Origin of the sequence: Aeromicrobium sp. Sec7.5 (assembly GCF_036867135.1) — a bacterium.
Lineage (GTDB): Bacteria > Actinomycetota > Actinomycetes > Propionibacteriales > Nocardioidaceae > Aeromicrobium.
The window spans coordinates 2,146,179-2,169,085 of sequence record NZ_JBAJIJ010000001.1 but is presented as its reverse complement, the minus strand read 5'-3'; the positions used below and the strand labels follow the sequence as shown (position 1 = coordinate 2,169,085).

Annotated in this window: 27 protein-coding genes and 1 pseudogene; 13 read left to right on the top strand and 15 right to left on the bottom strand. The window is 72.7% G+C overall.

Going from position 1 to position 22,907, the window contains the following annotated elements; genetic code table 11:
* Nucleotide 1: 1 nt before the first annotated feature.
* Together ku and V6S66_RS10900 are read right to left on the bottom strand one after the other, a co-directional pair.
* Nucleotides 2–934: a non-homologous end joining protein Ku gene (gene ku / locus V6S66_RS10905; protein WP_334206765.1), complete on the bottom strand. Its 933-nt coding sequence runs from the start codon at nt 932–934 to the stop codon at nt 2–4.
* Nucleotides 935–977: 43 nt separating this feature from the next.
* Complete coding sequence (locus V6S66_RS10900) at nt 978–1,223, bottom strand: hypothetical protein (RefSeq protein ID WP_334206764.1); 246 nt, start codon at nt 1,221–1,223, stop codon at nt 978–980.
* A 66-nt stretch (nt 1,224–1,289) separates the two neighbouring features.
* On the opposite strand from V6S66_RS10900, the gene V6S66_RS10895 reads away from it, so the two are divergent.
* From V6S66_RS10895 to V6S66_RS10880, 4 genes are all read left to right on the top strand, one after another.
* A complete protein-coding gene (locus V6S66_RS10895; protein ID WP_334206763.1) occupies nt 1,290–1,508 on the top strand; it encodes a hypothetical protein in 219 nt (72 codons plus the stop codon).
* A gap of 172 nt (nt 1,509–1,680) precedes the next feature.
* Entirely contained in the window at nt 1,681–2,850 is a 1,170-nt protein-coding gene (locus tag V6S66_RS10890; RefSeq protein ID WP_334206762.1) for a YibE/F family protein, read from the top strand.
* Nucleotides 2,851–2,972: 122 nt separating this feature from the next.
* Entirely contained in the window at nt 2,973–3,644 is a 672-nt protein-coding gene (locus tag V6S66_RS10885) for a type 1 glutamine amidotransferase domain-containing protein (RefSeq protein ID WP_334206761.1), read from the top strand.
* Nucleotides 3,645–3,673: 29 nt separating this feature from the next.
* Nucleotides 3,674–4,510, top strand: coding sequence for a sulfurtransferase (locus V6S66_RS10880; protein WP_334206760.1), 837 nt, complete (start codon nt 3,674–3,676; stop codon nt 4,508–4,510).
* A gap of 1 nt (nt 4,511) precedes the next feature.
* On the opposite strand, the gene V6S66_RS10875 is transcribed toward V6S66_RS10880, so the two are convergent.
* A complete protein-coding gene (locus V6S66_RS10875) occupies nt 4,512–5,378 on the bottom strand; it encodes an alpha/beta hydrolase fold domain-containing protein (RefSeq protein ID WP_334206759.1) in 867 nt (288 codons plus the stop codon).
* Between the two features lie 75 nt (nt 5,379–5,453).
* On the opposite strand from V6S66_RS10875, the gene V6S66_RS10870 reads away from it, so the two are divergent.
* Together V6S66_RS10870 and V6S66_RS10865 are read left to right on the top strand one after the other, a co-directional pair.
* A complete protein-coding gene (locus tag V6S66_RS10870; protein WP_334206758.1) occupies nt 5,454–6,350 on the top strand; it encodes a 2-hydroxyacid dehydrogenase in 897 nt (298 codons plus the stop codon).
* 9 nt (nt 6,351–6,359) lie between these two features.
* A pseudogene (locus V6S66_RS10865) lies at nt 6,360–7,165 on the top strand (DUF817 domain-containing protein).
* Here V6S66_RS10865 and soxR read toward each other — a convergent pair.
* On the bottom strand, nt 7,138–7,608 hold the full coding sequence (soxR, locus tag V6S66_RS10860) for a redox-sensitive transcriptional activator SoxR (RefSeq protein WP_334206757.1): 471 nt from the start codon (nt 7,606–7,608) through the stop codon (nt 7,138–7,140). The pseudogene V6S66_RS10865 and the gene soxR overlap by 28 nt on opposite strands.
* 37 nt (nt 7,609–7,645) lie before the next feature.
* On the opposite strand from soxR, the gene V6S66_RS10855 reads away from it, so the two are divergent.
* Together V6S66_RS10855 and V6S66_RS10850 are read left to right on the top strand one after the other, a co-directional pair.
* Complete coding sequence (locus tag V6S66_RS10855; protein WP_334206756.1) at nt 7,646–8,596, top strand: zinc-binding dehydrogenase; 951 nt, start codon at nt 7,646–7,648, stop codon at nt 8,594–8,596.
* A 20-nt stretch (nt 8,597–8,616) separates the two neighbouring features.
* Entirely contained in the window at nt 8,617–9,948 is a 1,332-nt protein-coding gene (locus V6S66_RS10850) for an MFS transporter (RefSeq protein WP_334206755.1), read from the top strand.
* Here V6S66_RS10850 and V6S66_RS10845 read toward each other — a convergent pair.
* Genes V6S66_RS10845 through V6S66_RS10835 form a run of 3 tightly spaced genes read right to left on the bottom strand, consistent with a single transcriptional unit; the run spans nt 9,945 to nt 12,017 of the window.
* Nucleotides 9,945–10,718 (bottom strand): SCO1664 family protein, encoded by a 774-nt coding sequence (locus V6S66_RS10845; protein WP_334206754.1) that lies wholly within the window; start codon nt 10,716–10,718, stop codon nt 9,945–9,947. The genes V6S66_RS10850 and V6S66_RS10845 overlap by 4 nt on opposite strands.
* Nucleotides 10,715–11,287 (bottom strand): DUF3090 domain-containing protein, encoded by a 573-nt coding sequence (locus tag V6S66_RS10840; protein ID WP_334206753.1) that lies wholly within the window; start codon nt 11,285–11,287, stop codon nt 10,715–10,717. The genes V6S66_RS10845 and V6S66_RS10840 overlap by 4 nt, the downstream gene beginning before the upstream one ends.
* A gap of 10 nt (nt 11,288–11,297) precedes the next feature.
* Nucleotides 11,298–12,017 carry an MSMEG_4193 family putative phosphomutase gene (locus V6S66_RS10835; protein ID WP_334206752.1) on the bottom strand — a complete coding sequence of 240 codons (720 nt, stop codon included), beginning with the start codon at nt 12,015–12,017 and terminating at the stop codon, nt 11,298–11,300.
* A 35-nt stretch (nt 12,018–12,052) separates the two neighbouring features.
* On the opposite strand from V6S66_RS10835, the gene V6S66_RS10830 reads away from it, so the two are divergent.
* Complete coding sequence (locus V6S66_RS10830) at nt 12,053–12,820, top strand: crotonase/enoyl-CoA hydratase family protein (protein ID WP_334206751.1); 768 nt, start codon at nt 12,053–12,055, stop codon at nt 12,818–12,820.
* Here V6S66_RS10830 and purT read toward each other — a convergent pair.
* A complete protein-coding gene (gene purT, locus V6S66_RS10825) occupies nt 12,813–14,006 on the bottom strand; it encodes a formate-dependent phosphoribosylglycinamide formyltransferase (protein WP_334206750.1) in 1,194 nt (397 codons plus the stop codon). The genes V6S66_RS10830 and purT overlap by 8 nt on opposite strands.
* A gap of 17 nt (nt 14,007–14,023) precedes the next feature.
* On the opposite strand from purT, the gene V6S66_RS10820 reads away from it, so the two are divergent.
* The 3 genes from V6S66_RS10820 to V6S66_RS10810 are packed head-to-tail and all read left to right on the top strand — an operon-like array spanning nt 14,024 to nt 16,415.
* Nucleotides 14,024–14,449, top strand: a complete 426-nt coding sequence (locus V6S66_RS10820) for an NUDIX hydrolase (RefSeq protein WP_334206749.1) — start codon at nt 14,024–14,026, stop codon at nt 14,447–14,449.
* Complete coding sequence (locus V6S66_RS10815) at nt 14,446–15,186, top strand: MBL fold metallo-hydrolase (RefSeq protein WP_334206748.1); 741 nt, start codon at nt 14,446–14,448, stop codon at nt 15,184–15,186. The genes V6S66_RS10820 and V6S66_RS10815 overlap by 4 nt, the downstream gene beginning before the upstream one ends.
* Nucleotides 15,183–16,415, top strand: a complete 1,233-nt coding sequence (locus V6S66_RS10810; protein WP_334206747.1) for a Fic family protein — start codon at nt 15,183–15,185, stop codon at nt 16,413–16,415. Before V6S66_RS10815 ends, V6S66_RS10810 begins: the two co-directional genes overlap by 4 nt.
* Nucleotides 16,416–16,504: 89 nt before the next feature.
* Here the strand turns inward: V6S66_RS10810 and V6S66_RS10805 are convergent, their stop codons facing one another.
* From V6S66_RS10805 to V6S66_RS10795, 3 genes are read right to left on the bottom strand one after another with little or no spacing between them, the layout of a single operon-like run.
* Nucleotides 16,505–17,221, bottom strand: a complete 717-nt coding sequence (locus V6S66_RS10805; RefSeq protein WP_334206746.1) for a FadR/GntR family transcriptional regulator — start codon at nt 17,219–17,221, stop codon at nt 16,505–16,507.
* A 39-nt stretch (nt 17,222–17,260) separates the two neighbouring features.
* Complete coding sequence (locus V6S66_RS10800) at nt 17,261–17,692, bottom strand: hypothetical protein (protein WP_334206745.1); 432 nt, start codon at nt 17,690–17,692, stop codon at nt 17,261–17,263.
* Nucleotides 17,693–17,720: 28 nt separating this feature from the next.
* On the bottom strand, nt 17,721–18,155 hold the full coding sequence (locus V6S66_RS10795) for a hypothetical protein (RefSeq protein ID WP_334206744.1): 435 nt from the start codon (nt 18,153–18,155) through the stop codon (nt 17,721–17,723).
* Between the two features lie 126 nt (nt 18,156–18,281).
* Here V6S66_RS10795 and V6S66_RS10790 point away from each other — a divergent pair, with 126 nt between their 5' ends.
* Nucleotides 18,282–18,860, top strand: a complete 579-nt coding sequence (locus tag V6S66_RS10790) for a CGNR zinc finger domain-containing protein (RefSeq protein ID WP_334206743.1) — start codon at nt 18,282–18,284, stop codon at nt 18,858–18,860.
* Nucleotides 18,861–18,932: 72 nt separating this feature from the next.
* On the opposite strand, the gene V6S66_RS10785 is transcribed toward V6S66_RS10790, so the two are convergent.
* From V6S66_RS10785 to aroA, 4 genes are all read right to left on the bottom strand, one after another.
* The gene (locus V6S66_RS10785) at nt 18,933–19,544 is read right to left on the bottom strand and encodes a PadR family transcriptional regulator (protein WP_334206742.1); all 612 of its coding nucleotides are present in this window, start codon (nt 19,542–19,544) and stop codon (nt 18,933–18,935) included.
* A 150-nt stretch (nt 19,545–19,694) separates the two neighbouring features.
* Nucleotides 19,695–20,588, bottom strand: a complete 894-nt coding sequence (gene hisN / locus V6S66_RS10780) for a histidinol-phosphatase (protein WP_334206741.1) — start codon at nt 20,586–20,588, stop codon at nt 19,695–19,697.
* A 17-nt stretch (nt 20,589–20,605) separates the two neighbouring features.
* Nucleotides 20,606–21,610, bottom strand: coding sequence for a ribosome small subunit-dependent GTPase A (gene rsgA, locus V6S66_RS10775; protein ID WP_334206740.1), 1,005 nt, complete (start codon nt 21,608–21,610; stop codon nt 20,606–20,608).
* Entirely contained in the window at nt 21,607–22,890 is a 1,284-nt protein-coding gene (gene aroA / locus V6S66_RS10770) for a 3-phosphoshikimate 1-carboxyvinyltransferase (protein WP_334206739.1), read from the bottom strand. The genes rsgA and aroA overlap by 4 nt, the downstream gene beginning before the upstream one ends.
* Between the last annotated feature and the right edge of the window lie 17 nt (nt 22,891–22,907).

Sequence of the window (22,907 nt, the reverse complement as noted above, 5' to 3'; positions counted from 1 at the left end):
GTCACGCCGACTTCTTCTTGGCCGCAGTCTTCTTGGTGGCAGTCTTCTTCGCGGGGGCCTTCTTGGCGGTCTTCTTGGCCGTGGCCTTCTTGGCCGCCGACTTCTTGGCCGCAGTCTTCTTGGCGGCTGCCTTCTTCGCGGGCGCCTTCTTCGCGGCGGACTTCGTCGACAGGCTCCGCTCCAGCGCCTCCATCAGGTCGATCACGTTGTCGCCGGAGTCGTCCCCGCTGTCGTCGGTGACGAGCACCTCGGCGTCGTCGCCCTTCTCGAGCTTCTGGGCGATCAGGTCGCGCAGCTGCTCCTGGTACTCGTCGGTGAACGCGCCCGGGTCGAAGTCGTCCGACATGGACTCCACGAGCTGCGAGGCCATGTCGCGCTCGCGCTGCGAGAGCTTCGGGGCGGTGCCCAGCACGTCGAACGCCGGCGACCGGACCTCGTCGTCCCAGAGCATGGTCTGCAGCACCAGGACGTCGCCGCGCACCCGCAGCGCGGCCAGACGGGTCTTGCGCCGCAGGGCGAACTGGACGATCGCGGTGCGGTCGGTGTCCTCGAGCGCGCGTCGCAGGAGGGTGTACGGCTTGAGGGCCCTGTCCTCCGGCTCGAGGAAGTACGCCTTGTCGAGCCGGAGGATCTCGACCTGGTCGGCGGGCACGAACTGCACGACTTCGATCTCGTGGTCGCGCTCGGCGGGGAGCAGGTCGAAGTCCTCGTCGCTCAGGACGACGCGGCGGCCGCCCTCCTCGTAGGCGCGGTCGATGTCCTCGTACGGCACGACCTTCCCGCACTCCTCGCACCGACGCTGGTACTTGATGCGCCCGCCGTCCTCGGCGTGCACCTGGTGCAGGGGGAGATCGTGCGACGAGGTCGCGCTGTAGACCTTGACGGGCACCGAGACCAGACCGAAGCTGATCGCGCCCTTCCAGATGGCTCGCATGCCTCAGTCAACCGCGATCTCCGCAGCGACGCACCACATCGGGTCAGGTCGACGGCTCGCCGGTCGGGTCCGGGGGCAGGGTCTGCGCGCCGTCGGGGCCGTCGTCGTCGGAGCCCGCGTCGGGCTCGAGCGGCTTCTCGGGCTTGCCGTCCTCGACCTCGGAGGCGTCGGGGGACGGCTGGGTCGGGGGCGTGTCGGTGTCCGGCTCGGTGTCCGGGGAGGTCTTCGGGTCGACCGGTGCGTGCCCGTCGGTGCCGGGGCCGGCGTCGGGGTGCGAGGGGGTGCTCATGGACAGGAGGTACCCGCCCCGTGCCGGTTCACGCATGGAGGACGGTGACGCGGGTACATCGCCACCATGAGCACTCTCACCGATGAACAGCTGACCGCCATCCAGAACGTCGTCGACCGCGTCGCGAACTACCAGGACGGCGCCCCCGAGGGCACCGTGGCCGAGGAGCTGCGCAAGGGCCTCGACGAGGCCGGCGTGACGCTCGACGGCGACCAGGTCGACCGCCTGGCGAAGGCCATCGACGACGCGGACGGCGACGTCTCCGCGTCCGACGTCCTGGGCTGAACCAGCGCACGACCGACTCGGCAGGCGGACTTCCTCACACGGTGGGGGAGTCCGCCTCGTCGATGGCGGACCCGTCGGCCCGGGGCGCGCGTGTCGAGCGGCCTGCCGACGAAGATCGGCGGCTGAGTGGCGCGTGACCCAGGGGCCACTGCGGGTCGTCTAGCGTGGGCGCATGACCGGAGGCCACGCGCACGCCGCCCCCGAGTCCCGCCGTCTGCGGACCATCGCGCTGCTCGTCATCGCGCCCATCGCGCTCCTGACGCTCGCTGCGATGGTGTGGCTGTGGCCGTCGGGCGACACGCAGGGGGCCGAGGACGCCGCCGGCACGCAGGTCGCCGGCAAGGTCACCTCGATTGACCGCGTGTCGTGCGAGGACGGCCTGACGGGGGAGACCAACGGGTGCGGCACGGCACAGGTGCGGCTGCTCGACGGCGACGCCGCGGGCCGCGACGTGGAGGTCGACCTGCCCAACGGCAGCGGTGCGCCCGAGATCGGCGAGGGCGACTCGGTCGTCGTGCTGGTGAGCGACACCCCCGACGGGGACGTGTACTCGGTCGTCGACCTGCAGCGCGGCACGGGTCTGTGGCTGCTGGTACTCGCCTCGGCGCTGGCCCTGTTCGCGTTCGGACGGTGGAGGGGGATCACGGCCCTCGCCGGCCTGGTCGTGACCTTCGCGGTGCTGCTGTGGTTCATCGTCCCGGCGATCCTCGACGGGGAGTCGCCGATCCTGGTGGCCCTCGTGGGTTCGGCCGCGATCATGCTCTCGGTCCTCTACCTGACGCACGGCTTCACGCTGGCGACGACGGTGGCGCTCCTCGGCACCGTGGCCAGCTTCGTCCTGACCGGTCTGCTGGCGTACGTGGCGGTGGCGGGCCTGCACCTCACGGGCGTGACGGACGACCTGTCGGAGGCGGTCGGGACGAACTACGACATCGACATGCGCGGGCTCCTGCTCGCCGGCATCGTGATCGGTTCGCTCGGCGTGCTCGACGACATCACGGTGACGCAGGCGGCCACGGTGGGTGAGCTCGCCCGCGCCAATCCCGGGTACGGCTTCCGGCAGCTCTACGGCTCCGCGAACCGCGTCGGGCGGGCCCACATCGCCTCGGTCGTGAACACGATCATCCTCGCGTACGCCGGGTCGTCGCTGCCGGTGCTGGTGCTCGTGGTGGCCGACAACGGCTCGCTCGCCGAGGCCGTGACGGACCAGTTCCTCGCGCAGGAGATCGTGCGCAGCCTCGTGGCCACGCTCGGCCTGATCGCCGCGGTGCCGATCACCACGGCCCTCGCCGCGGTGGCGTTGAGCCGGGTCCGGGACGAGCCCGTTCCGGCGGACGACTGACGACGGGGCGGATCCGACGGTGCGTGGGCAACGTCATGAGTGACTCGAGGGGTTGCCTGCTCACCGCCCGCGCCTGAATCATGCCGTCTTGCGTCGTCAGGCGGCGTGGTTAGCGTGGAGTCATGACCTCTCGCAACGCACTGCTCGTCCTGACCAGCCACGACGACCTCGGTGGCGTGCGCAAGACCGGCTACTTCGTCGGCGAGGCCGCGCACCCGTGGAAGGTCTTCACCGACGCCGGGTGGAACGTCGACCTCGTCTCGATCGCCGGCGGCCAGCCGCCCGAGGACGGACGCGACGAGGAAGATCCGATCCAGGTCGAGTTCCTCGAGAACGACGCTGTGAAGAAGCAGCTCGCGGACACCAAGCGCCTCTCCGAGATCAGCGCCACCGACTACGACACCGTCTACTTCGTGGGCGGCCACGGGGCGATGTGGGACTTCCCGAGCGATCCCAGCGTCGGGTCCGTGGCTCGCACGATCTACGAGAACGACGGCGTCGTCGCGGCGGTCTGCCACGGGCCCGCGGCCCTCACCGGCATCACGCTGGGCAGCGGTCGCTCGATCGTCGCCGGCAAGAAGGTCGCCGGTTTCACCAACGACGAGGAGGAGGCGGCGGGCCTCACCGACGCCGTCCCGTTCCTGCTCGAGACGAGGCTCACCGAGCTCGGTGCGACGGTGCAGACCGGCCCGAACTTCACCGAGAACGTCGTCGTCGACGGCCGCCTCGTGACGGGCCAGAACCCGCAGTCCGCCGCAGGTGTGGCCCGTGAGGTCGTCGAGGTCCTGCACTGACCGGCCCGCACGATCCCCAGGCTCGAGACATGACCGCTGCACACCCCCGCCTCGTCGACGCCCCGTGGCTCCAGGAGCGCCTCGACGACCCCACGATCCGCGTCGTCGACGCCACGGTGCACCTCACGTTCGACGAGAACGGGGCCCACACCGAGTCCGGTCGCGACACGTACCGCGAGGCCCACGTGCCCGGTGCCACGTTCGCCGACCAGGCCCTCGACCTGACCGAGCACGACGGTGAGGCGCCGTTCGCGGCCGTGCCGTCGGAGCGTTTCGCCGAGGTCGTCGGCGGGCTCGGCATCGGCAACGACCACACCGTCGTCGTCTACGACCACGTCAACGGCATCTGGGCGACGCGCCTCTGGTGGCAGCTCGGCCTCGAGGGACATGACGACGTCGTGGTGCTCGACGGAGGTCTCCAGGCCTGGAAGGACGCAGGTCTGCCGGTCGCGGCCGGCGGCGCGAGCTACCCGGCGGCGACGTTCACTGCGACACGTCGATCCGAGCGCGTCGTGACGACCGCGGACGTCGAGGCAGCCACCCACGACCGGTCGACGTTGCTGATCAACTCGCTCGCGCGTGAGTCCTTCGCCGATGCCCGCATCCCGGGCAGCGTGAACGTCCCGTTCGACGAGCTCGTCGACGAGAGCGGTCGGTTGCGCGCCGCCGACGAGCTGCGCCCGCTGTTCGAGTCGGTCGGAGCGCTCGACCCCGACGTCGCACCGGTCACGTACTGCGGCGGCGGCATCGCGGCCACCGCGGTCGCCTTCGCGCTGCAGGGCCTGGGTCGCGGCGACGTCGCGATCTACGACGGCTCGATGACCGCCTGGACGTCCGACGCGTCGCGGCCGCTCGAGCGCGACTGACTCAGCGACGCATGAAGTCCGCGATCAGGCGGACGGCCCGGCGGCCTTCTGGAGTGAAGGTCGCCGCGGGGTACACGTGGAAACCGCTGGGCTCGACGTGAAACGTCAGGTCGACGCCCGTGTCGAGGGCGCGCTCGCAGAACTTCAGCGAGTCGGCCAGCAGCACGTCGTGCCCACCCTGGAGCACGAGGGTGCGCGGGAGGCCGGCTGGGTCGGCGAAGATCGGGCTCACCCGTGGGTCGGTGGCCTCGCGCGCGCCGGCCCACTGTCGTCCGGCCCACGCGGCCCCGGGGATGTCGAGCATCGGATCGACCTCGACCAGACCGGGGGCCACCGGGTTGGAGGCCGAGGGATCGAGCCACGGGGCGATCAGCACCAGACCGTCGACCTGCTGGCCGTGCAGCGCCAGGCTCACCGAGAGCCCGCCGCCGGCGGAGTCGCCGCCGAGGTACACGGGCCGACCCGCGGCACGCTGACGCACCGCCTCGAGCACGGGCGGCACGAACGCGAACGCGTCGTCGACCGTGTGCTCGGGTGCCAGGCCGTAGAGCGGCACCGTGACGGTGGCACCGGTCCGCGCGACGATCTTGCCGAGGAACGCCCAGTGCGCCGGGATGATCGCCGCCACGTAGGCACCGCCGTGCAGGTACACGAGCTCGGTCCCCGTGCCCTTCGCGCGGGGCGTCAGCGTGATGACCGGGAACCCGCCCACCGTCTCGGTCGTCACGTCGCAGGTGCTGCGGAGCCGGCGTGAGACCTCGGCCGGGCCCTCACGCTCGGCCACGCGCTTCTGCGCGGACTCGACGGAGGTGAGGGTCTTGGGCCGGCGCGCGAGCACGGCACGGGCGAGGGACATGCTGAGCGACATGCCGTCAGGCTAGGTCAGCGGGGCATTCCCGCCGCCGGGGGTCGGCGTCGTGGTCACCGTTGCTAGCGTCGAGGAATGTCGTCACCCGTGCTGATCGCCGCTCCGTTGCAGTCCGATCTCGCTGACGAACTCGTGCTCCGTCACGGGGCCGTGACGGAGCCGGAGCGGGGAGTCACGGTGGCCGTCACGACCTCCGCCCACGGCCTGACGGCGGAGCAGATCGGTGAGCTGCCGGACCTGAAGGCGATCGTGAGCTTCGGTGTGGGCTACGACTCGATCGATCTCGACGCCGTCCGGGAGCGCGGGATCGTGGTGAGCACCACGCCGGACGTCCTGACCGACGCGGTGGCCGATCTCGCGATCGGTCTGCTGATCGACTCGGTGCGGCGGATCAGCGACTCGGACCGCTACGTGCGGGCCGGCAGCTGGGTCACGCTCGGCACGTACCCGCTCACGGGTCACGTGACGGGGCGCAGGGTCGGCGTCGTCGGACTCGGCCGGATCGGGCAGGCGATCGCCGACCGGCTCACCGCGTTCCGCTGCGAGATCGGCTACCGCAACCGGCGCGAGGCCGACGTCGCGTATCCGTGGTTCTCCTCGGTCCGCGACCTGGCCGAGTGGGCCGACGTGCTGGTGCTGGCGGCCCCCGGTGGCGGGGACCCGCTCGTGGGTGCGCCCGAGCTCGAGGCGCTCGGCGCCGACGGGCACCTGGTCAACGTCGGCCGCGGCAGCCTGGTCGACGAGTCCGCGCTGATCGCGGCACTGACGGCGGGCACCATCGCCGGCGCCGGACTCGACGTCTTCGCCGACGAGCCGGACGTGCCACGGGAGCTGCGAGCGCTCGACTCGGTCGTCCTGGCCCCGCACGTCGGTTCGGCCACCCACGACACGCGTGGAGCGATGGCCGACCTGGTGCTCGCCAACGTCGCGGCGTTCCTCGAGCGCGGCGAGCTCGTGACCCCCCTCTCGTAGGCTGGGCCGATGCTGGAGGGGGCCGGGGGCGACGCGACCTCGCTGGAGCGGCGCCTGCTGCGCTGGGCGCGGTCACACCTCGAGGTGGCGCCGTCGACCGGGTGGCGCGGGTACGTCGTCGAGCTCCTCGTCTTCGGCGTCAAGCAGGCCTGGGCCTGTGTGTTCGGTGCACTGCTGCTGCTCGTGCTCGTCGTCACGGCGCTGACCTGGCCGGACGACGCCGCGCTCCACCGCAACGACCTCGCGAGCTCTGGGTCGTGGTGCTCTTCCACGTCGCCGGAACCGGCATGGAGCTGTTCAAGACCTCGGTCGGCTCGTGGAGCTACGAGGCGGGCGGCGTCCTGCACCTGGGGTCGGTCCCGCTCTACAGCGGCTTCATGTACGCCGCGGTCGGGTCGTACCTCGTGCGGGTCATGCGGTTGTTCGACCTGCGCTTCGACCGGTACCCGCCGGTGTGGGCGTCGGCACTCGTGGCCCTCGGGATCTACGTCAACTTCTTCACGCACCACTACGTGCTCGACGGTCGCTACGTGCTTCTCGCCGCGGTGGTCCTGCTGTGGGGACGCTGCACGATGCACTTCCGCGTGCACCGTCACGTGCTCCGCATGCCGGTCGTCGTGGCGTTCGGCCTGGTGGCGTTCTTCATCTGGGTCGCCGAGAACGTCGCGACCGCGGCAGGGGCGTGGTTCTACCCGAGCCAGCTCGACGGCTGGGAGCTCGTGCCCCTCACGAAGTTCGTGGCCTGGTTCCTGCTGATGATCGTGTCGGTCGTGCTGGTGACCCTCGTCTACCGGCCGCGACCACCGGAGTCCTGATCCCGGTCGAGCCGGATCGCTCCGGTGCCCCGCTCGGCCAGGACGTCGTCGGGGTTGTACAGCGTGCACGAGCGCAGCGACAGGCAGCCGCACCCGATGCACCCGTCCAGGTCGTCGCGGAGCGACTCGAGCCGGTTGATGCGGGCGTCGAGCTCGGTGCGCCACGTGCGTGACAGCCGGGCCCAGTCCTGCTTGGTGGGGGTGCGGCCGTCGGGCAGGGTCGCGAGGGAGGCGGCGATGTCGGCGAGCGGGATGCCCACGCGCTGCGACACCCGGATGAACCCGATGCGGCGCAGCACGTCGCGGCGGTAGCGGCGCTGGTTGCCGGTCGTGCGTTCGCTCTCGATGAGCCCGTTGCGCTCGTAGAAGTGCAGCGCCGAGATCGCCACACCCGATCGGGTCGCGACGTCTCCGGGGGTCATGAGGTGGCGTGTCGTGGTCATTTGACCTCAACTTTAGTTGAGGTTGTTGCATCAGTCCATGCGAGCGATCAGACATCATGAGTTCGGCCCTCCCGACGTCCTCGTGCTCGAGGAGGTCCCCGACCCGCGACCCGCCCCGGGTCAGCTCCGCGTCCAGGTGGAGGCGGTCGGCGTGCACCTCCTCGACACGTCGATCCGGTCAGGGGAGTCCTTCGGGCCGATGGCGCGACCGGACCTGCCGACCGTGCCGGGGCGGGAGGTCGCCGGCACGGTCGACGCCGTGGGGGAGGGCGTGTCCGCGGCCTGGCTGGGTCGGCGCGTCGTCGCCCACCTCGGACCGACGGGCGGTGGGTACGCCGAGCAGGCCGTCGTGGCTGCCGACCGGGCGCACGCGATCCCGGCGGGCCTGACGGCCGAGCTCGCGGTCGCCGCGATCGGGACCGGACGCACTGCGACCGCGATCCTCGACCTGGCGGAGCTCGGGCCGGGCGACGTGGTCGCCGTGACGGCCGCCGCCGGCGGTCTCGGGGTGCTGCTGGTGCAGGCGGCCGTGGCGGCAGGTGCTCAGGTCGTCGGGCTCGCCGGCGGTCCCGCGAAGGTCGAGCTCGTCCGCACGCTGGGCGCCCAGGTGACCGTGGACTACCTGGCCGACGGCTGGGTCGACCTGGTGCCGGAGCCGACGATCGTCCTCGACGCCGTGAACGGGCCGGTCGGACAGGCGCTCTACGAGCGACTCGCGCCCGGCGGACGGATCGTCCGCTACGGGTGGTCCTCGGGCGAGGAGAACGCGTACGACGACCCTGACCGACCGGTCGTCGACGTGCTCGGTCCGACGCTCCTCGCCCGCCTGCCCCAGCTCGAGCGCGAGTCGCTCGACGCGGCTGCTGACGGCTCCCGGGTGCCACTCGTCACCACCTTTCCGCTGGCCGGAGCTGCCGCGGCACACCGGGCCCTCCAGGAGCGTCGGACGACCGGCAAGGTCGTGCTCGCGGTGGGCGCGGAGCGGTGACCGTCGAGGACGCTCGCCCCGTGGTGGACTCCCCGTGGGGCCGTCAGCACGCCGGGGTGACGCTCGGGGTCTTCTCGCTGGCGTTCCTGTTCGCCTTCGAGGCCCTCGCGGTCGCGACCGTCATGCCCGAGGTCGTGCGCGACCTCGACGGCTTGTCGCTCTACGCGGTGGCGTTCGCAGCGCCGCTGGCCACGTCGATCCTCGCGCTGGTCGTGGCCGGACCGACGGCCGACCGGGTCGGTCCGGTGCCGGTGCTCAACGTGGGCCTCGTCGTGTTCTGTGCCGGCGTGCTGGTCGCCGGGCTGGCACCGTCGATGCCGCTCTTCATCGCCGGGCGGCTGCTGCACGGCGCCGGTGGTGGTGCGCTCGGTGTCGCGCTCTACGTCGTGATCGCCGAGGCCTACCCCGGCGTGATGCGGCCGCGGGTCTTCGCGATCCTCACGAGTGCGTGGGTGCTGCCGGCCGTGATCGGCCCGAGCATCGCGGCGGGGATCGCCGCGACCGTCGGGTGGCGGTGGGTCTTCCTCGGCGTCCCGGTCCTCGCGATCGGGGCCTGGTGGCTCGTCCGCTCCGCCGGCGTCGTGCACCAGCCGGGTGGCACGAACCCGTTGTCGGGCCGGCGCATCGCGCTGGCGTCGCTCGCGGCGAGCGGCGTGCTGGCCGTCAGTGCGGGAGGCCAACGCGGTCTCGCTGCCTGGCCGATCCTCGTGGGGGGCGGGCTCGCCGTGGCGATCGGTGCAGGCGTGCGTCTCCTGCCGCGCGGCGCCTGGAGCGGTGCTCGAGGTGTGCCCAGCATGATCGGGACGCGCGGCGCGGTCGGTGCGTCGTTCACGCTCGCCGAGGTCAACCTGCCGCTGCTGCTGGTCCTCGGCCGGGACCTGCCGCTCGTCGCGGTCGGCGCGGTGCTGACGTCGGGGGCGTTCACCTGGTGCGTCGGCGCCGTCCTCTCGGCGCGGTGGGACCGCCTCGCCGACAAGATCCTGCGGGTCCGCCTCGGTGCGGGCCTGGTCGCGATCGGTGTCGCGGGGTCGATCCTGGCCGCCGTGCCGGAGGTACCGCTCGTGCTCCCCATCGCGGCGTGGGGCGTCGCCGGGCTGGGCATCGGCATGGCCTTCTCGACCATCTCGGTGCTCGTGCTCGACGCGTCCGTGGACGGGAGGTACGGCGTCAGCGCGTCGGCGCTGCAGCTCAACGACTACCTGGCGGCGAGCGCCGTGCTCGCGGTCGGCAGCGTCGTCTTCGCCGGCTTCGTCGACTCCGCACCCGTCGCCGGAGCGGCCCTGCTCGTCGGTCTCGCGGCCAGTGTGGCCCTGCTCGCCTCAGTGACGGCGGCGCGGATCCGCACGACCTAGAACGGCGGCCAGGGGACGGCCGGCATGGGGCCGCTCGGCGTGGGGAAGGTGGCCGTCGCGTGCAGGTGGTCGCACCGTGCGGCGAGGGCCTCGACCTCCTCGGCGGTCACGTGCTCGGTGAGGGCTGCGCCGAGGTCGCCGACGAGCGCGTCCCGGACGCGGTCGACGCCCGCGAGCTCCTCGTCGGTGAGCGGCTCGCCGACCCAGCCCCACAGCACCGTGCGCAGCTTGGGCTCCGCGTGGAGCGTCAGCCCGTGGTCGATGCCGTGCCGGTGGCCGTCGGGCATCTCCAGCACGTGACCACCCTTGCGGTCGGCGTTGTTGACCACGACGTCGAACACCGCCATGCGACGCAAGACGACGGACTCCTCGTGCACGAGGGAGACCACGTTGTCCTGCGCGTCGAGACCGTCGAAGACATGGTGCCAGCCGTCCGGGAGCTGCCCGGCCGGGACGATCGTGACGGCCTCCTGGGTCAGGTCCGACTCCCGCCACAGCTGCACCATGCCGGGTCCGAGCGGACCGTCACGCAGCCACGTGCGCGGCACGAGATCCCAGCCCATGACCTCCGACACGAGGTACGCGGCGACCTCACGGCCGGCCAGCGTGCCGTCCGGGAAGTCCCACAGCGGCCGTTCGCCGGTCACGGGCTTGTAGGCCACGTCGACGGCGCCCTCGCCCTCGCCGATCCGTCCGGCCAGGGTCACGTTCGACGCGGAGCGGATCTGCGCCGTGAGCGTCAGCTCGTCATGGGCGAGGTCGGGACTCACCGGAACCCGTCGGGAAGCTCGCAGACGTGGCCGTCCTCCATGGGCTCGCCGCAGAGCGAGCACACCGGTCGGCCGGCCCCCACGACGTCGCGGGCCCGCTTCGCGAACGCCCGCGCGCTGCCGACGGGGATCTTGACGCGCAGGAGCTCGTCGGGCTCGAGATCGAGCTCGACGACCTCGGCGTCGAGCTGGGAGGCGAGGTCCTCGAGCTCGATCTCCGCGATCGCGAAGGCCTCGATCACGATCTGCGAGGTCGCGGGGTCCCAGCCGAGGCTCATGGTGCCGGCGCGGAACAGCTCGTCGACCGGCTCGTCGAGCGGGTCGAGGTCGTCGAGCTCGACCGGGGTGCCGTCGGGGACGCTGAACGGGTTGCCCTCCTCGGCCTTCAGGGTGTCGAGCACCTCGTCGATGCGGTCGGCCAGGGCTGCCGCCTGCTGCTTCTCGAGCGACACGCTGAGGACGTCGAGGCCTGTCTTGACCTGGAGGAAGAAGGTGCGCTGACCGGGTTCGCCGACCGTGCCGACCACGAAGCGGTCCGGCCAGTCGAAGGCATGCACGGTGGGGGACATGCTTCCCATGCTAGGAGCGTCCCCCTGGAGTCGCCGCAGGCCCGGCCCCGCCGCCGATCGCGGCGTCCTCCTCGGGCCCGTCCGCCCCGGGAGTCGGGGCCAGCCAGGCGAGGTCACCCGCGTGGGTGTTGACGCTGATCACGTGGGGGCGCGATCGTCCGTACCGGATGATCGTGACCGAGGCGGGGTCGGCCTGGACCCGCTGGAACAGGTCGAGGTGCATACCGTAGGCGTCGGCGACGACGGCCTTGATGATGTCGCCGTGGCTCACCGCGGCCCACACCGCGCCGGTGCCGTGCGCGGCCTCGACGGCGGCGTCGTGGGCACGGACCGCCGCGACCGAGCGTGACTGCATCGCGTGGATCGACTCCCCACCGGGGAACGCCGCGGCGGACGGATGGCGCTGCACGGTCTCCCACATGTCCTCGCCGGCCAGGTCGACCAGCGACCGGCCCTGCCAGTCGCCGTAGTCGCACTCGGAGATGGCCTCCTCGACCGTGACCTCGGGGGGCGAGGCCTGGCGGCGGCGGATCTCCTCGGTCGTCTGGCGGCAGCGCTCGAGCGGGCTCAAGACGATCGCCGCGAGCGGCACGACGGCGAGCCGTTCGCCCGTTCGGGCGGCCTGCTCCTCGCCGGTCTCGTCGAGCAGGACGCCCGGGGTGCGACCGGCGAGGACGCCTGACGCGTTGGCGGTCGTCCGGCCGTGGCGGACGAGGATCAGGGTGGCCATGGTGCGAGCCTAGGTCTCTCTGGAAAGGTGCCGTCATGAGCATCGACGTCGAACGCCGGGGACCGGTCACGGTCGTCACCATCAACCGACCCGAGGTCCGCAACGCGGTCGACACCGAGCACGCCCACGCACTGCACGCCGCGTTCCGCGCGTTCGACGCGGACGACTCCGCGAGCGTCGCGGTCCTGGCGGGCGCGGGCGGCACGTTCTGCGCGGGCGCCGACCTCGGTGCGGTGAGCGCCGGACGCATGCACGTGGAGCCGCCCGGGGGAGACGACGTCCCGGGGCCCATGGGGCCGACCCGGCTCCTGCTGGGCAAGCCGGTCGTGGCCGCGGTCGACGGCCACGCGGTCGCGGGCGGGCTCGAGCTCGCGCTGTGGTGCGACCTCCGCGTCGTCGACCCCGCCGCAGTGTTCGGCGTCTACTGCCGCCGCTGGGGCGTGCCCCTGATCGACGGCGGCACCGTGCGCCTGCCGCGGTTGATCGGCCACTCCCGCGCGCTCGACCTCGTCCTGACCGGGCGGTCGGTCGAGGCCGACGAGGCCCTCTCGATCGGTCTGGCGAACCGGGTGAGCGAGCCGGGCGGCGTCCTCGACGCGGCCGTGGAGCTCGCGGGCCAGCTGGCCGCGTTCCCGCAGACCTGCCTGCGCCGCGACCGGCTCTCGACCTACGAGCAGGACGGCCTGGACCTGCCGGGCGCGATCGACCGCGAGTGGGAGCACGGGCTGGTCTCCCTCCAGGAGGCGACCGAGGGCGCGTCCCGGTTCGCCGGCGGCCAGGGCCGCCACGGCTCGTTCAGCTGACGGGACGCACCTTCGACGCCGCCTCGGTGGCCCGGGCGCGGGCCTCGTCGGTGGTGTCGGCGCCGGCGACCGCGACGCCCATGCGCCGGCGGACGAAGCTCTCGGGCTTGCCGAACAGGCGCAGGTCGCTCTCGGGGACGGAGAGGGCCTCTGCGACGCCCTCGAACGCGACGCCGACGCCCTCGACCCCGCCGTACACGACGGCTGAGGCGCCCGGCCGGCGTAGCGTCGGGTCGACGGGCAGGCCCAGGATCGCGCGGGCGTGCAGCTCGAACTCGTTCTGCCGCTGCGTCGCGAGGGTCACCAGACCCGTGTCGTGCGGTCGCGGGCTGACCTCCGAGAAGATCACCTCGTCACCGCGCACGAAGAGCTCGACCCCGAACAGGCCCCGTCCGCCGAGCGCGGCGGTGATGCGGGCTGCCACGTCGCGCGCGCCCGCCAGGGCGGCCGGCGTCATGGCCTGCGGCTGCCAGGACTCCACGTAGTCGCCGTCGACCTGGCGGTGGCCGATCGGGTCGCAGAAGAAGGTCTCGACGTCGCCGGACGGGCCCACGGCGCGGACCGTGAGCTGGGTGATCTCGTAGTCGAAGTCGACGAAGCCCTCCACGATGACGCGTCCGGAGTCGACCCGGCCGCCCGTCGCGGCGTGCGCCCAGGCATCCGCGACCTCGCCCGGTCCGCGCACGAGGCTCTGGCCCTTGCCCGACGACGACATGACGGGCTTGACGACGCACGGGAAGCCCACGGCCTCCGCGCCGGCGGCGAGCTCCTCGGCGGAGTCGGCGAAGCGGTACGGCGAGGTCGGCAGTCCGAGCTCCTCGGCGGCGAGCCGGCGGATCCCCTCGCGGTTCATCGTCAGCGAGGTCGCCCGACCCGTCGGGATCACGGTGGCCAGGCCGTCGGCCTCGATCGCCAGCAGGGCGTCCGTCGCGATGGCCTCGATCTCGGGCACGACGAGGTGCGGGCGCTCGGTCTCCACCACGGCCCGGACGGCTGCCGCGTCGGTCATGTCCACGACGTGGCTGCGGTGCGCGACCTGCATCGCCGGGGCGTCGGCGTAGCGGTCGACCGCGATCGTCTCGACGCCGAGCCGCTGCAGCGCGATCGTGACCTCCTTGCCGAGCTCACCGGCTCCGAGAAGGAGGACGCGCGTCGCGTTCGGGCTGAGTGGGGTGCCGATCGTCATGGGGCCATCATGGTGCCGTGAGCCCGTCGCCCGTCGTCCCCCCTCCGCTCATCGAGGTCGTCGCGGCCGTCGTGGTGCGTCCCGACGGCCGGACCCTGCTCGTCCGCAAGCGCGGCACGGCGGCGTTCATGAACCCCGGCGGCAAGCCCGAGGCGGGGGAGGAGCAGCGGGACGCGCTGGTGCGCGAGCTCCAGGAGGAGATCGGGCTGCTCGTCGAGAGCACGGCGCTCCAGCCGCTCGGCACGTTCGAGACGGACGCGGCGAACGAGCCCGGCCATGCGTTGGTCGCGCACGTCTTCCTGCTCGAGCTCGCGTCGGCCGATCACCGCGTGGCGGCCGAGATCGAGGAGTCCCGCTGGGTCGATCCCGCGGCGCCGGGCGACCTGCCCCTGGCTCCACTCGCGGCCGAGCACCTCCTGCCGTGGCTGCTGGCCCACCGATGAGCATCGTCCGGCTGGCGAGGGACGTCTTCTGCGCGGAGGGGACCGCCGTCAACTGGGTCCTGGTCCGCGACGGTCGTGAGCTGACGCTGATCGACGCCGGCTACCCCGGGGACCTCGAGACCCTCCTGGCGTCGATCGCGGCGATCGGGCACCGGCCCGAGGACGTGCGCGCCGCCCTGGTCACGCACGCGCACGTCGACCACGTCGGTGGCCTGAACCACCTGCACGAGCACTTCGGAACACCGGCCCTCATGCACGCCGACGAGGTGCCCAACGCCACGGGGGAGCGGCACGAGAGCGCCACGACCGCCGACGTGCTCACGCGGGCCTGGCGACCGGCCGTGCTGCGCTGGTCGCTCGCGATCAGCCGCGCCGGTGCCACGCAACCTCCGTTCGTCGCGCACGCCGAGCCTTTCCCCGGCGAGGGGCCGCTCGACCTGCCGGGCGGACCGGTCCCGGTGCACCTGCCGGGTCACACCTCGGGCAGCACGGCCTACCTGCTGCCCGAGGCCGGTGTCGTGGTCACGGGCGACGCGCTCGTGACCGGACACCCGCTCTCGAACCGCTCCGGACCCCAGCTGTTGCCGGAGTTCTTCGACCACGACCGACCGGCAGCGCGCGACTCCCTGCAGCGGCTCGGGAGGCTCGAGGCCGACCTCGTGGTGCCCGGACACGGCCTGCCGTGGCGCGGCGACCTGGCCGCGGCCGCGGAGCGGGCTGCCAGACTGGTCCCGTGACGCCCGACGCCGACCTGCCTCTCGACTGGGCCCCGCACGCCGACGAGGTCGTGCCGTGGTCACAGACCGTGCAGCAGGGCCCGAAGGCCGACCGCACGGTGCGCGAGATCGTCGTGCAGCGTCCGCCCCTGATCGCGGAGCTGGACTTTCCGTACGACCGCTCGCTGAAGGTCACGATGGACTCGGCGCTGGCCGGCCTCGCCCAGCTCGACCTGACGCACGGTCGCAAGCTCGGGGCGCTGAACCAGCTGCTGCTGCGCACCGAGTCGGTGTCGTCGTCGAAGATCGAGAACATCGAGGCGAGCCTGGGCGACTACGCCAAGGCCATGCACGGCAAGAGAGCCAATGCCTCGGCGGTCTCGATGGCCGCGGCCACCCACGCGCTCGCCGACGTCATCGCCGACGCCGGGCGCACGGGGACCCTGCGCCAGGAGGCGATGCTGGGTGCCCACCACGCCCTGTTCCGTCGCCATCCCGACATGGCGCCCAAGGCGGGCCAGCTGCGCACGGTCCAGAACTGGATCGGGGGCAGCGACTACTCGCCGCGCAACGCGCTCTTCGTGCCGCCGCCGCCGGACTCCGTGACCGGGTTCCTCGACGACCTGTTCGCGTACGCCAACCGCAACGACGTGCCGGTCCTCGTGCAGGCGGCCGTGGTGCATGCGCAGTTCGAGTCGATCCACCCGTTCGTCGACGGCAACGGACGGATCGGACGCACCCTGATCCATGCCGTGCTGCGTCGGCGCCTTGCCACCAAGAACCTCACGGTGCCGATCGCCTCGGGCATCGTGGCGCACCGCGACCGCTACTTCGACGCGCTGGGCGCCTACCGCCGGGGGCACGCCCGGCCGCTCGTGGGCATGCTCACGAACGCCACGCTGATCGCGAGCCACGAGTCGCGCCGCACCGCCTCGAGCCTGCACGAGATCGGCCGCGAGTGGGAGGACGCCCTCGGCGGTGTCGTGGTCGGCAGCCCGGAGTCCAGGCTCCTTCGGCTGCTGGTCGCCGAGCCGATCCTCACGACCGAGCTGGCGTCGCAGCAGACGGGTTACACCGGCGCCGAGCTGCGTCACGGCATCGACCGTCTGGAGGCGGCGGGCGTGCTCACCGCGAAGGGTCGCCGCAGCCAGCGGCTCTGGACCGCCACGGCGATCCTCGACGAGCTGCAGGACCTGACGGTCCGCATCGAGTCGGTGACGCGTCGCGCCGACGCCATCGAGCCCGGCTAGCGGCAGCTGTGGTTGCTCGGACCAGCAGCCACGGACGAGACAGCGTGGCGGGCGACGGAGTCTGAGACGGCCAGCAGCTCGAGGGGGACTTACCCCTCGTCGTGGAGGATCGCGACGTCGCTGACCCGCATGACGTGGGCGTGCATCGCGGCTGCGGCGGCCGCCGGGTCCCCGGCGCGGATGGCGTCGGCGATGCGACGGTGGGCCGCGAGCGACTCGCGCGGCCGGCCGGGCTGCCCGAGCGACTCGATCCGGGTCTCGAGCACGAGCTCCCCGATCTCGCGCATCATCTTCGACAGCAGCCCGGACGCCGCTGCGCCCGTGACGGCCGCGTGGAACAGCTCGTCACCCTCGACGCCGCGGCCGCCGGCGTCGATGTCGGCCTCCATGGCGTCCAGCGCCGCGTCGATCTCGGCGAGGTGCGCGTCGGTGCGACGCTCGGCGGCGAGTGCGGCGATCTTCGACTCGAGGGCGTCGCGGGCGTCGATGATCTCGGGCAGCCGGTTCGCGTGGGCGCGGATCGCCTCGACGATCCGCGGGGTGCCGGCGACGTCGGTCACGATCGCGCCGTCGCCGTGGCGGACCACGACGGCCCCGACGACCTCCAGCGCGACGAGGGCCTGGCTGATCGTCGCGCGGCTGACGCCGAGCTGGGTCGCGAGCTCGCGCTCGGGGGGCAGCCGGTCGCCGGAGCGGACCCCGTTCGTGGTGATCCACTCCGTGATCTGGCCGGCGACCTGCTCGTACAGCCGCGGGCGTTGCACGGGCTTGAGCTGCTGGAGGCGGGGCGATTCCAGGCGTGACATGACGCCATCGTATTGACGTTCGTCACATTGACCTATTGGCTAGGCCACTGGACGCGTCAGCGCCGTGATCCAGGTCTGCGGGTCACCGACGCGCAGCGCCACGGCGTCGCCGAGCCCGTGCTCCTCCCACGTCAGGAGGAGGACGGGCTCGCCGAACGAGCGCCCCAGGAAGCTGGTGGTGGTGGAGGCCGCCGTCAGGTCGTCGCGGGCGACGAGGACCTCCGAGCCCGCCGTGGCGGGCACGAGGACGACCACGTCGTCGGTGCGCACCAGCGTGCCGACGGTCGGGCTCTGGTCCCGCCCCACGGAGGCACGCCCGAGCAGCACGGCGACCTCCCGATGACCACCGAGCTGCCGCAGACGGCGACGGGCGCTGCGGGTGGCGCGCAGGAAGCGCCAGGCGCCGAGGGCGACGACGGCGAGCACGGCCACGAGGACCACGGCCACGGCGGTCAGGACGATCTCGAGCACGGACCCACTCTGCCCCAGGGGTGAGGTCTCAGCTGCAGGGGATCGGCAGGACCAGGAGGTAGCACTGGCGCGGCGCCGTGGGCGCCGGCGTCGTGGGTGCCGGGGTGGCGTTGGTGGGGGGCTTCGGTGCTGCCGTGGGTGCCGGCGTGCTGGCCGGTGTCGCGGGGCGGTCGCTGCCGGGCTGCGGTGAGGCGGCGCCGGAGCCAGCCTGCGTGGTGGGCGCGGCGGTCTCGTCCGGCTCGGGGGCCGGCCGCGGAGCAGCCTCGGCCGTGACGGCGGCGGAGGCCGGCGCACCGGCGGTGGGCGTCACCGAGACCGTCGGTCGGTCGGACTTGGCCTCGGCGCGGGGGCCGCGGTCGCCGATCGCGTCGGACGTGAAGGCGAAGGTGATGATCGCCGCCACGCTCAGCGTGGCGACGACGGTGATCACGACGAGCCTGGTGAGCCGGTTCGTGAGGAGCATGGGACAGACCTCGGATCGGGGAGACGACATTCCACCGTACGGCGACAGGGCGCCGCACGGAAGTGGAACGAGGCAGATGTCTCAGTTGATCGACGCGACGGTACAAGCGGCATGTTAGCGTCCGGCATGCAGTTCGACGTGCCGCGTGACGCGGCTGAGGTCCGCCCGTCCCTCGTGCTGGTCAACTCCGTGGTCGCCGCGCCCGACGAGCGCGACGCCCTCGCGGAGGTGGCGTCGGCGGCTGCGTGGTTCGTGGCGGTGGCGGCCACGTCGGCACGGGGTGAGCTGGGCGACGACCTGGCCGTCGACGGTGAGCGGATGGATGCCCTCCGCGAGATGCGGGGCGCGGTCGAGCAGATCCTCCTCGCGCGGCCCCGGGCCTCGTCGCTCGCGGTGGTCAACCGCCACGAGACCGAATCCGCGCCGTCCTGGGGGCTGGACCTCGACGGGCGAGGCGAGCTGCACGTGAGGCGACGGCTGTGGGGACCCGGCGTCGAGTCGTGGCTGGGCATCGTCGCCGCCGACTGCATCGACCTGGTGCGGCGAGGTGGTCGCGACCGCATCGCGACCTGCGCGACCCCGGGCTGTCGCATCGTCCTGGTCCCGGACCATCATCGTCAGCGGTACTGCTCCTCCGTGTGCGCGCACCGCACGCGCCAGGCGAGGTACCAGCGGACGCGACTTCGTGCCGATGGATCTGCCTGACGGATCAATCGTATCCTACCGTCAGGCAGGATCACGGCCGGTGATCGAGGTCACGGCCGAGGGTGAGTCGGGTCAGGCCTGGTCGCCGGCCAGGATCCGGTACAGGCCCCGCCGCGTGTCCTCCAGGAGGGTCGCCGCCTGGCGCCGCTGGTCGGGCGTGCCGTCGGACGTGACCTGTCGGAACGCGCCCATCAGGGACCGCAGGGCCTGGCCGAGCTCGGGCACGCCCTCGCTACCGGCCTTGGCCGTGGCCCAGGGCGTGCCGAGGTCGTCGGCGTGCTCCTCGACGTAGGTGTGTCCGGCTGCGGTGAGCGAGGCCGTCTTGCGGCCGTCGACACGGTCGAACTCGACGAGGCCCTCGTCCTCGAGCTGCTGCAGGACGGGATAGACGGAGCCGGGGCTCGGTGACCACATGCCGTCGCTGCGCTCCTTGATCTCCTGGATCAGGTCGTAGCCGTGGCGCGGCCGCTCGGCGAGCAGCAGGAGGGCGGCGGCGCGGACGTCGCCGCCGCGACGGCGACGGCGACCGCGCCCGCTGCCCCGGCCGAGGTCACGGAACTCCCCGAGTCCGGCGAAGTCGCTTCGGGGGTGCGGGCCGCCGCGGCGGGCGCCCGCCTCGCGATGCCCGTCGGTCCGGAACGGGTGCTGGTGGTCGTGCTCGGGGTGCTGGTGGTGCGGGTGCACGGGAGGCCTCCGGTCCTGGGTCGAGACGGACCCGGGCGCCGCGGAGCGCGGCGGGTCGACGCCATCGACGATGCATGGGTGATGCGTTAACGATATATCGCTAACGCATCGACGACAAGTGGAGCCGAGCCCGTGGGCGAACGACCCGGCTCAGCGATCGAAGTCGAGGACGTTGCCGAGATCGCGCTGGCGGTCGACCTCAGGCTCGGCCTCGTCGTCCCAGCCGTCACCGTGGGGCTCGGTGTCGGGGAAGTGCCCGAGGTAGGCCATAGCAGCGTCGTGGAGGCGACCGTTCGTGGCGATCGCGTTGGCGCCCCACGGCCCGTCGCGACCGGCGAGGGACGTGAACCGTCCGCCGGCCTCGCGCACGATGACGTCGAGCGCGGCCATGTCCCACAGGTTCAGCTCGGGCTCGGCCGCGATGTCGACCGCGCCCTCGGCCACGAGGACGTACGACCAGAAGTCGCCGTAGGCGCGGGTGCGCCAGCACTGGCGGGTCAGGGCCGCGAAGGCCTGGGCCTTGCCGATGTCCTCCCAGCTCGGCGCCGAGCTGAACGACAGCGACGCGCTCGCGAGGTCACCGACGCGCGAGACGCGGATCTCGCGACCGTTCATGACCGACTTGCCCGTGAAGGCGCCGCTGCCCTTGTGCGCCCACCACCGGCGCCCGAGGGCCGGTGCCGAGACGACCCCGGCGACGATCTCGCCCTCTTCCTCGAGCGCGATGAGCGTGGCCCAGACGGGGACGCCGCGCACGAAGTTGGAGGTGCCGTCGATCGGGTCGACGATCCAGCGGCGCGACGACGAGGCGGCACCCTCCTGGGCCCCGCCCTCCTCGCCGAACACGGCGTCGCGGGTGCGGGCCGTGCGGAGCGTGCGCCGGATGCCCTCCTCGACGGCCTGGTCGGACTCGGTCACCCAGGTCATGTCGGGCTTGGTCGAGACCTCGAGGTCGATCGCCCCGAATCGATCCATCGACAGGTTGTCGGCGGAGTCGGCGAGGACGTGCGCGAGACGCAGGTCGTCGGCGTACGAGTGGGCCATGAGGGCCACGGTAGTGGTCAGACCTGCTCGCGGCTCTGAAGGATGCGTCGGAACGACGCGAGTCGTGCCGGGGCGAGGTGTCCCTCGGCGACCGCGACGTCGAGCGCGCACTCGGGGTCATCGCCGCTGTGGTGACAGCCGCGCGGGCAGTCGCGGGTCAGCGCGTTCAGGTCGGCGAAGGCGCGCACGATCTGGTCGACCTGCACGTGGGCGAGCCCGAACGAGCGGAATCCGGGGGTGTCGACGATGCGTCCGCCGCCGGGCAGGTCGAGCACGACGGCCGAGCTGGACGTGTGGCGCCCGCGGCCCGTGACGGCGTTGACGTGGCTGGTGGACCGCAGGGCGTCGGGCACGAGCTGGTTGACGAGGGTCGACTTGCCCACGCCGCTGTGTCCCAGCAGCACGCTGGTGCGGTCGGCCAGGGCCGCGCGCACGGGATCGAGGTCGGCCCCCGGGCCGATCACCAGCACCGGCACGTCGAGTGGGGACAGTGCGGCGATCATGTCGTCGGGCGAGGCGAGATCGGACTTGGTCAGGATCACGAGTGGGTCCATGCCGGCGTCGTACGCCGCGACGAGACAGCGGTCGACCAGGGCTGGTCGGGGTGGCGGGTCGGCCAGGGCGGTGACGACGACGAGCTGGTCGGCGTTGGCGACGACGATGCGCTCGATCGGGTCGTCGTCGTCGGCGGTGCGGCGCAGGACCGTGGTGCGCGGGAGGACCTCGGCGATGCGGGCCAGCGTGCCCTCGTCGGCCGAGACGTCGCCGTCGAGCCGCACGAGGTCGCCCACCACGACACCGCGGATGCTGCGGGCCTTCGACGCCGTGACGGCGGCCCCGACATCGGCCTGGCTGCCGTCGGCCTGCGCCTCCTCGACCTGCACGGTGTACCGGCCGCGGTCGACCGTGACGACCCGTCCGAGCGGGAGACCCGAGTAATCGGGCCGGTCCTTCGTGCGGGGGCGGGTGCGTCGTCGCGGCCGCTCGAAGCGCGCGTGCTCGTCGTCGTCGCGTCGACTCATGCGTCGACCAGCCGCTCCCAGACAGGGGCGAAGTTGGGGTACGTCTTGACCGTCGTGACGACGTTCTCGACGAAGACGTCCGGCACGCGCAGGGCGAGCACGACGGCGGCGTGGGCCATGCGGTGGTCGTGGTACGTGCGGAACACGTCACCGTGGAGCGGGCGAGGCCTGATCTCCAGACCGTCGTCGAGCTCCTCGACGTCGCCGCCGAGCCGGTTGAACTCCGTGGCGATCGCCGCGAGGCGGTCGGTCTCGTGGCCGCGCAGGTGCGCGATGCCGGTGAGGCGCGAGGGGGTCTCGGCGAGGGCCGCGACAGCGGCCACGACGGGCGCGAGCTCCCCGACGTCGCCCAGGTCGAGGTCGACGCCGGACAGGGTTCGGGGCCCGGTCACCACCAGGTCGTCGCCGTCGAGCTCCGCCGAGCCGCCGAAGGCCACGGCGAGGTCGCGCCAGGCGTCGCCGGCCTGGTCGGTCGAGGAGGGCCAGTTGCGGACGCGCACCTCGCCGCCGGTGACCAGGGCCGCGGCCACGAACACGCCCGCGTTGGACAGGTCGGGCTCGATCTCGGTGTCGAGCGGGGCGACCGGTCCCGGGGCGACGGTCCAGCGGTGGCCGCCGGGGGTGTCGACCTGCACGCCTCGGGCCCGCAGCTGCTCGACCGTCATGGCGACGTGCGGGGCCGACGGCATGGGCGGCCCCTGGTGGGTGAGGTCCAGGCCGTGGGCGAAGCGCGGCGCGGCGAGCAGCAGGGCGGAGACGAACTGGCTCGACGCCGAGGCGTCGATCGTGACGGGCCCGCCCTCGACCCGGCCCGTGCCGTGCACCGTGAACGGCAGCCGGCCGGCGTCGCCGTGCTCGTCGACCTTGACGCCGAGCGCGCGGAGCGACGAGATCGTGACGGCCATGGGCCGCTCCCGTGCCCGCTCGTCGCCGTCGAACGTGACCGGCGCCGAACCGAGCGCGGCCAGCACGGGGGCGAACCGCATGACGGTGCCGGCCAGGCCGCAGTCGACGGTGACGGGCGCCTCGAGCGACGGGTCGATCGGGTGCACGGTCCAGTCGATGCCGTCACGGTCGACGCGGGCGCCGAGGGCCGTGAGGGCGCCGATCATCAGGTTCGTGTCGCGGGAGCCGAGGGCGCGGGTCAGGACCGACGGGCGCTCGGCGACCGCGGCAAGCACGAGCGCACGATTGGTCAGCGACTTGGAACCGGGCACGATGATCTGGCCGACCACGGGTTCACGGGGTGTGGGAGCCAGCCACGGCAGGGGTTCAGTCATCGCGGGCCAGCGTAGCG

Bases quoted from the DNA above. Each gene is read 5' to 3' on its own strand.
- V6S66_RS10835 (WP_334206752.1), bottom strand. From the start codon at position 12,017: ATGGCCACCCTGATCCTCGTCCGCCACGGCCGGACGACCGCCAACGCG.
- soxR (WP_334206757.1), bottom strand. From the start codon at position 7,608: ATGACCACGACACGCCACCTCATGACCCCCGGAGACGTCGCGACCCGA.
- rsgA (WP_334206740.1), bottom strand. From the start codon at position 21,610: ATGAGTCGACGCGACGACGACGAGCACGCGCGCTTCGAGCGGCCGCGA.
- ku (WP_334206765.1), bottom strand. From the start codon at position 934: ATGCGAGCCATCTGGAAGGGCGCGATCAGCTTCGGTCTGGTCTCGGTG.
- V6S66_RS10855 (WP_334206756.1), top strand. From the start codon at position 7,646: ATGCGAGCGATCAGACATCATGAGTTCGGCCCTCCCGACGTCCTCGTG.
- V6S66_RS10805 (WP_334206746.1), bottom strand. From the start codon at position 17,221: ATGTCACGCCTGGAATCGCCCCGCCTCCAGCAGCTCAAGCCCGTGCAA.
- V6S66_RS10895 (WP_334206763.1), top strand. From the start codon at position 1,290: ATGAGCACTCTCACCGATGAACAGCTGACCGCCATCCAGAACGTCGTC.
- V6S66_RS10900 (WP_334206764.1), bottom strand. From the start codon at position 1,223: ATGAGCACCCCCTCGCACCCCGACGCCGGCCCCGGCACCGACGGGCAC.
- V6S66_RS10840 (WP_334206753.1), bottom strand. From the start codon at position 11,287: ATGTCCCCCACCGTGCATGCCTTCGACTGGCCGGACCGCTTCGTGGTC.
- V6S66_RS10795 (WP_334206744.1), bottom strand. From the start codon at position 18,155: ATGCTCCTCACGAACCGGCTCACCAGGCTCGTCGTGATCACCGTCGTC.
- V6S66_RS10815 (WP_334206748.1), top strand. From the start codon at position 14,446: ATGAGCATCGTCCGGCTGGCGAGGGACGTCTTCTGCGCGGAGGGGACC.
- V6S66_RS10875 (WP_334206759.1), bottom strand. From the start codon at position 5,378: ATGTCGCTCAGCATGTCCCTCGCCCGTGCCGTGCTCGCGCGCCGGCCC.
- purT (WP_334206750.1), bottom strand. From the start codon at position 14,006: ATGACGATCGGCACCCCACTCAGCCCGAACGCGACGCGCGTCCTCCTT.
- V6S66_RS10830 (WP_334206751.1), top strand. From the start codon at position 12,053: ATGAGCATCGACGTCGAACGCCGGGGACCGGTCACGGTCGTCACCATC.
- V6S66_RS10880 (WP_334206760.1), top strand. From the start codon at position 3,674: ATGACCGCTGCACACCCCCGCCTCGTCGACGCCCCGTGGCTCCAGGAG.
- hisN (WP_334206741.1), bottom strand. From the start codon at position 20,588: ATGGCCCACTCGTACGCCGACGACCTGCGTCTCGCGCACGTCCTCGCC.
- V6S66_RS10885 (WP_334206761.1), top strand. From the start codon at position 2,973: ATGACCTCTCGCAACGCACTGCTCGTCCTGACCAGCCACGACGACCTC.
- V6S66_RS10870 (WP_334206758.1), top strand. From the start codon at position 5,454: ATGTCGTCACCCGTGCTGATCGCCGCTCCGTTGCAGTCCGATCTCGCT.
- V6S66_RS10890 (WP_334206762.1), top strand. From the start codon at position 1,681: ATGACCGGAGGCCACGCGCACGCCGCCCCCGAGTCCCGCCGTCTGCGG.
- V6S66_RS10790 (WP_334206743.1), top strand. From the start codon at position 18,282: ATGCAGTTCGACGTGCCGCGTGACGCGGCTGAGGTCCGCCCGTCCCTC.
- aroA (WP_334206739.1), bottom strand. From the start codon at position 22,890: ATGACTGAACCCCTGCCGTGGCTGGCTCCCACACCCCGTGAACCCGTG.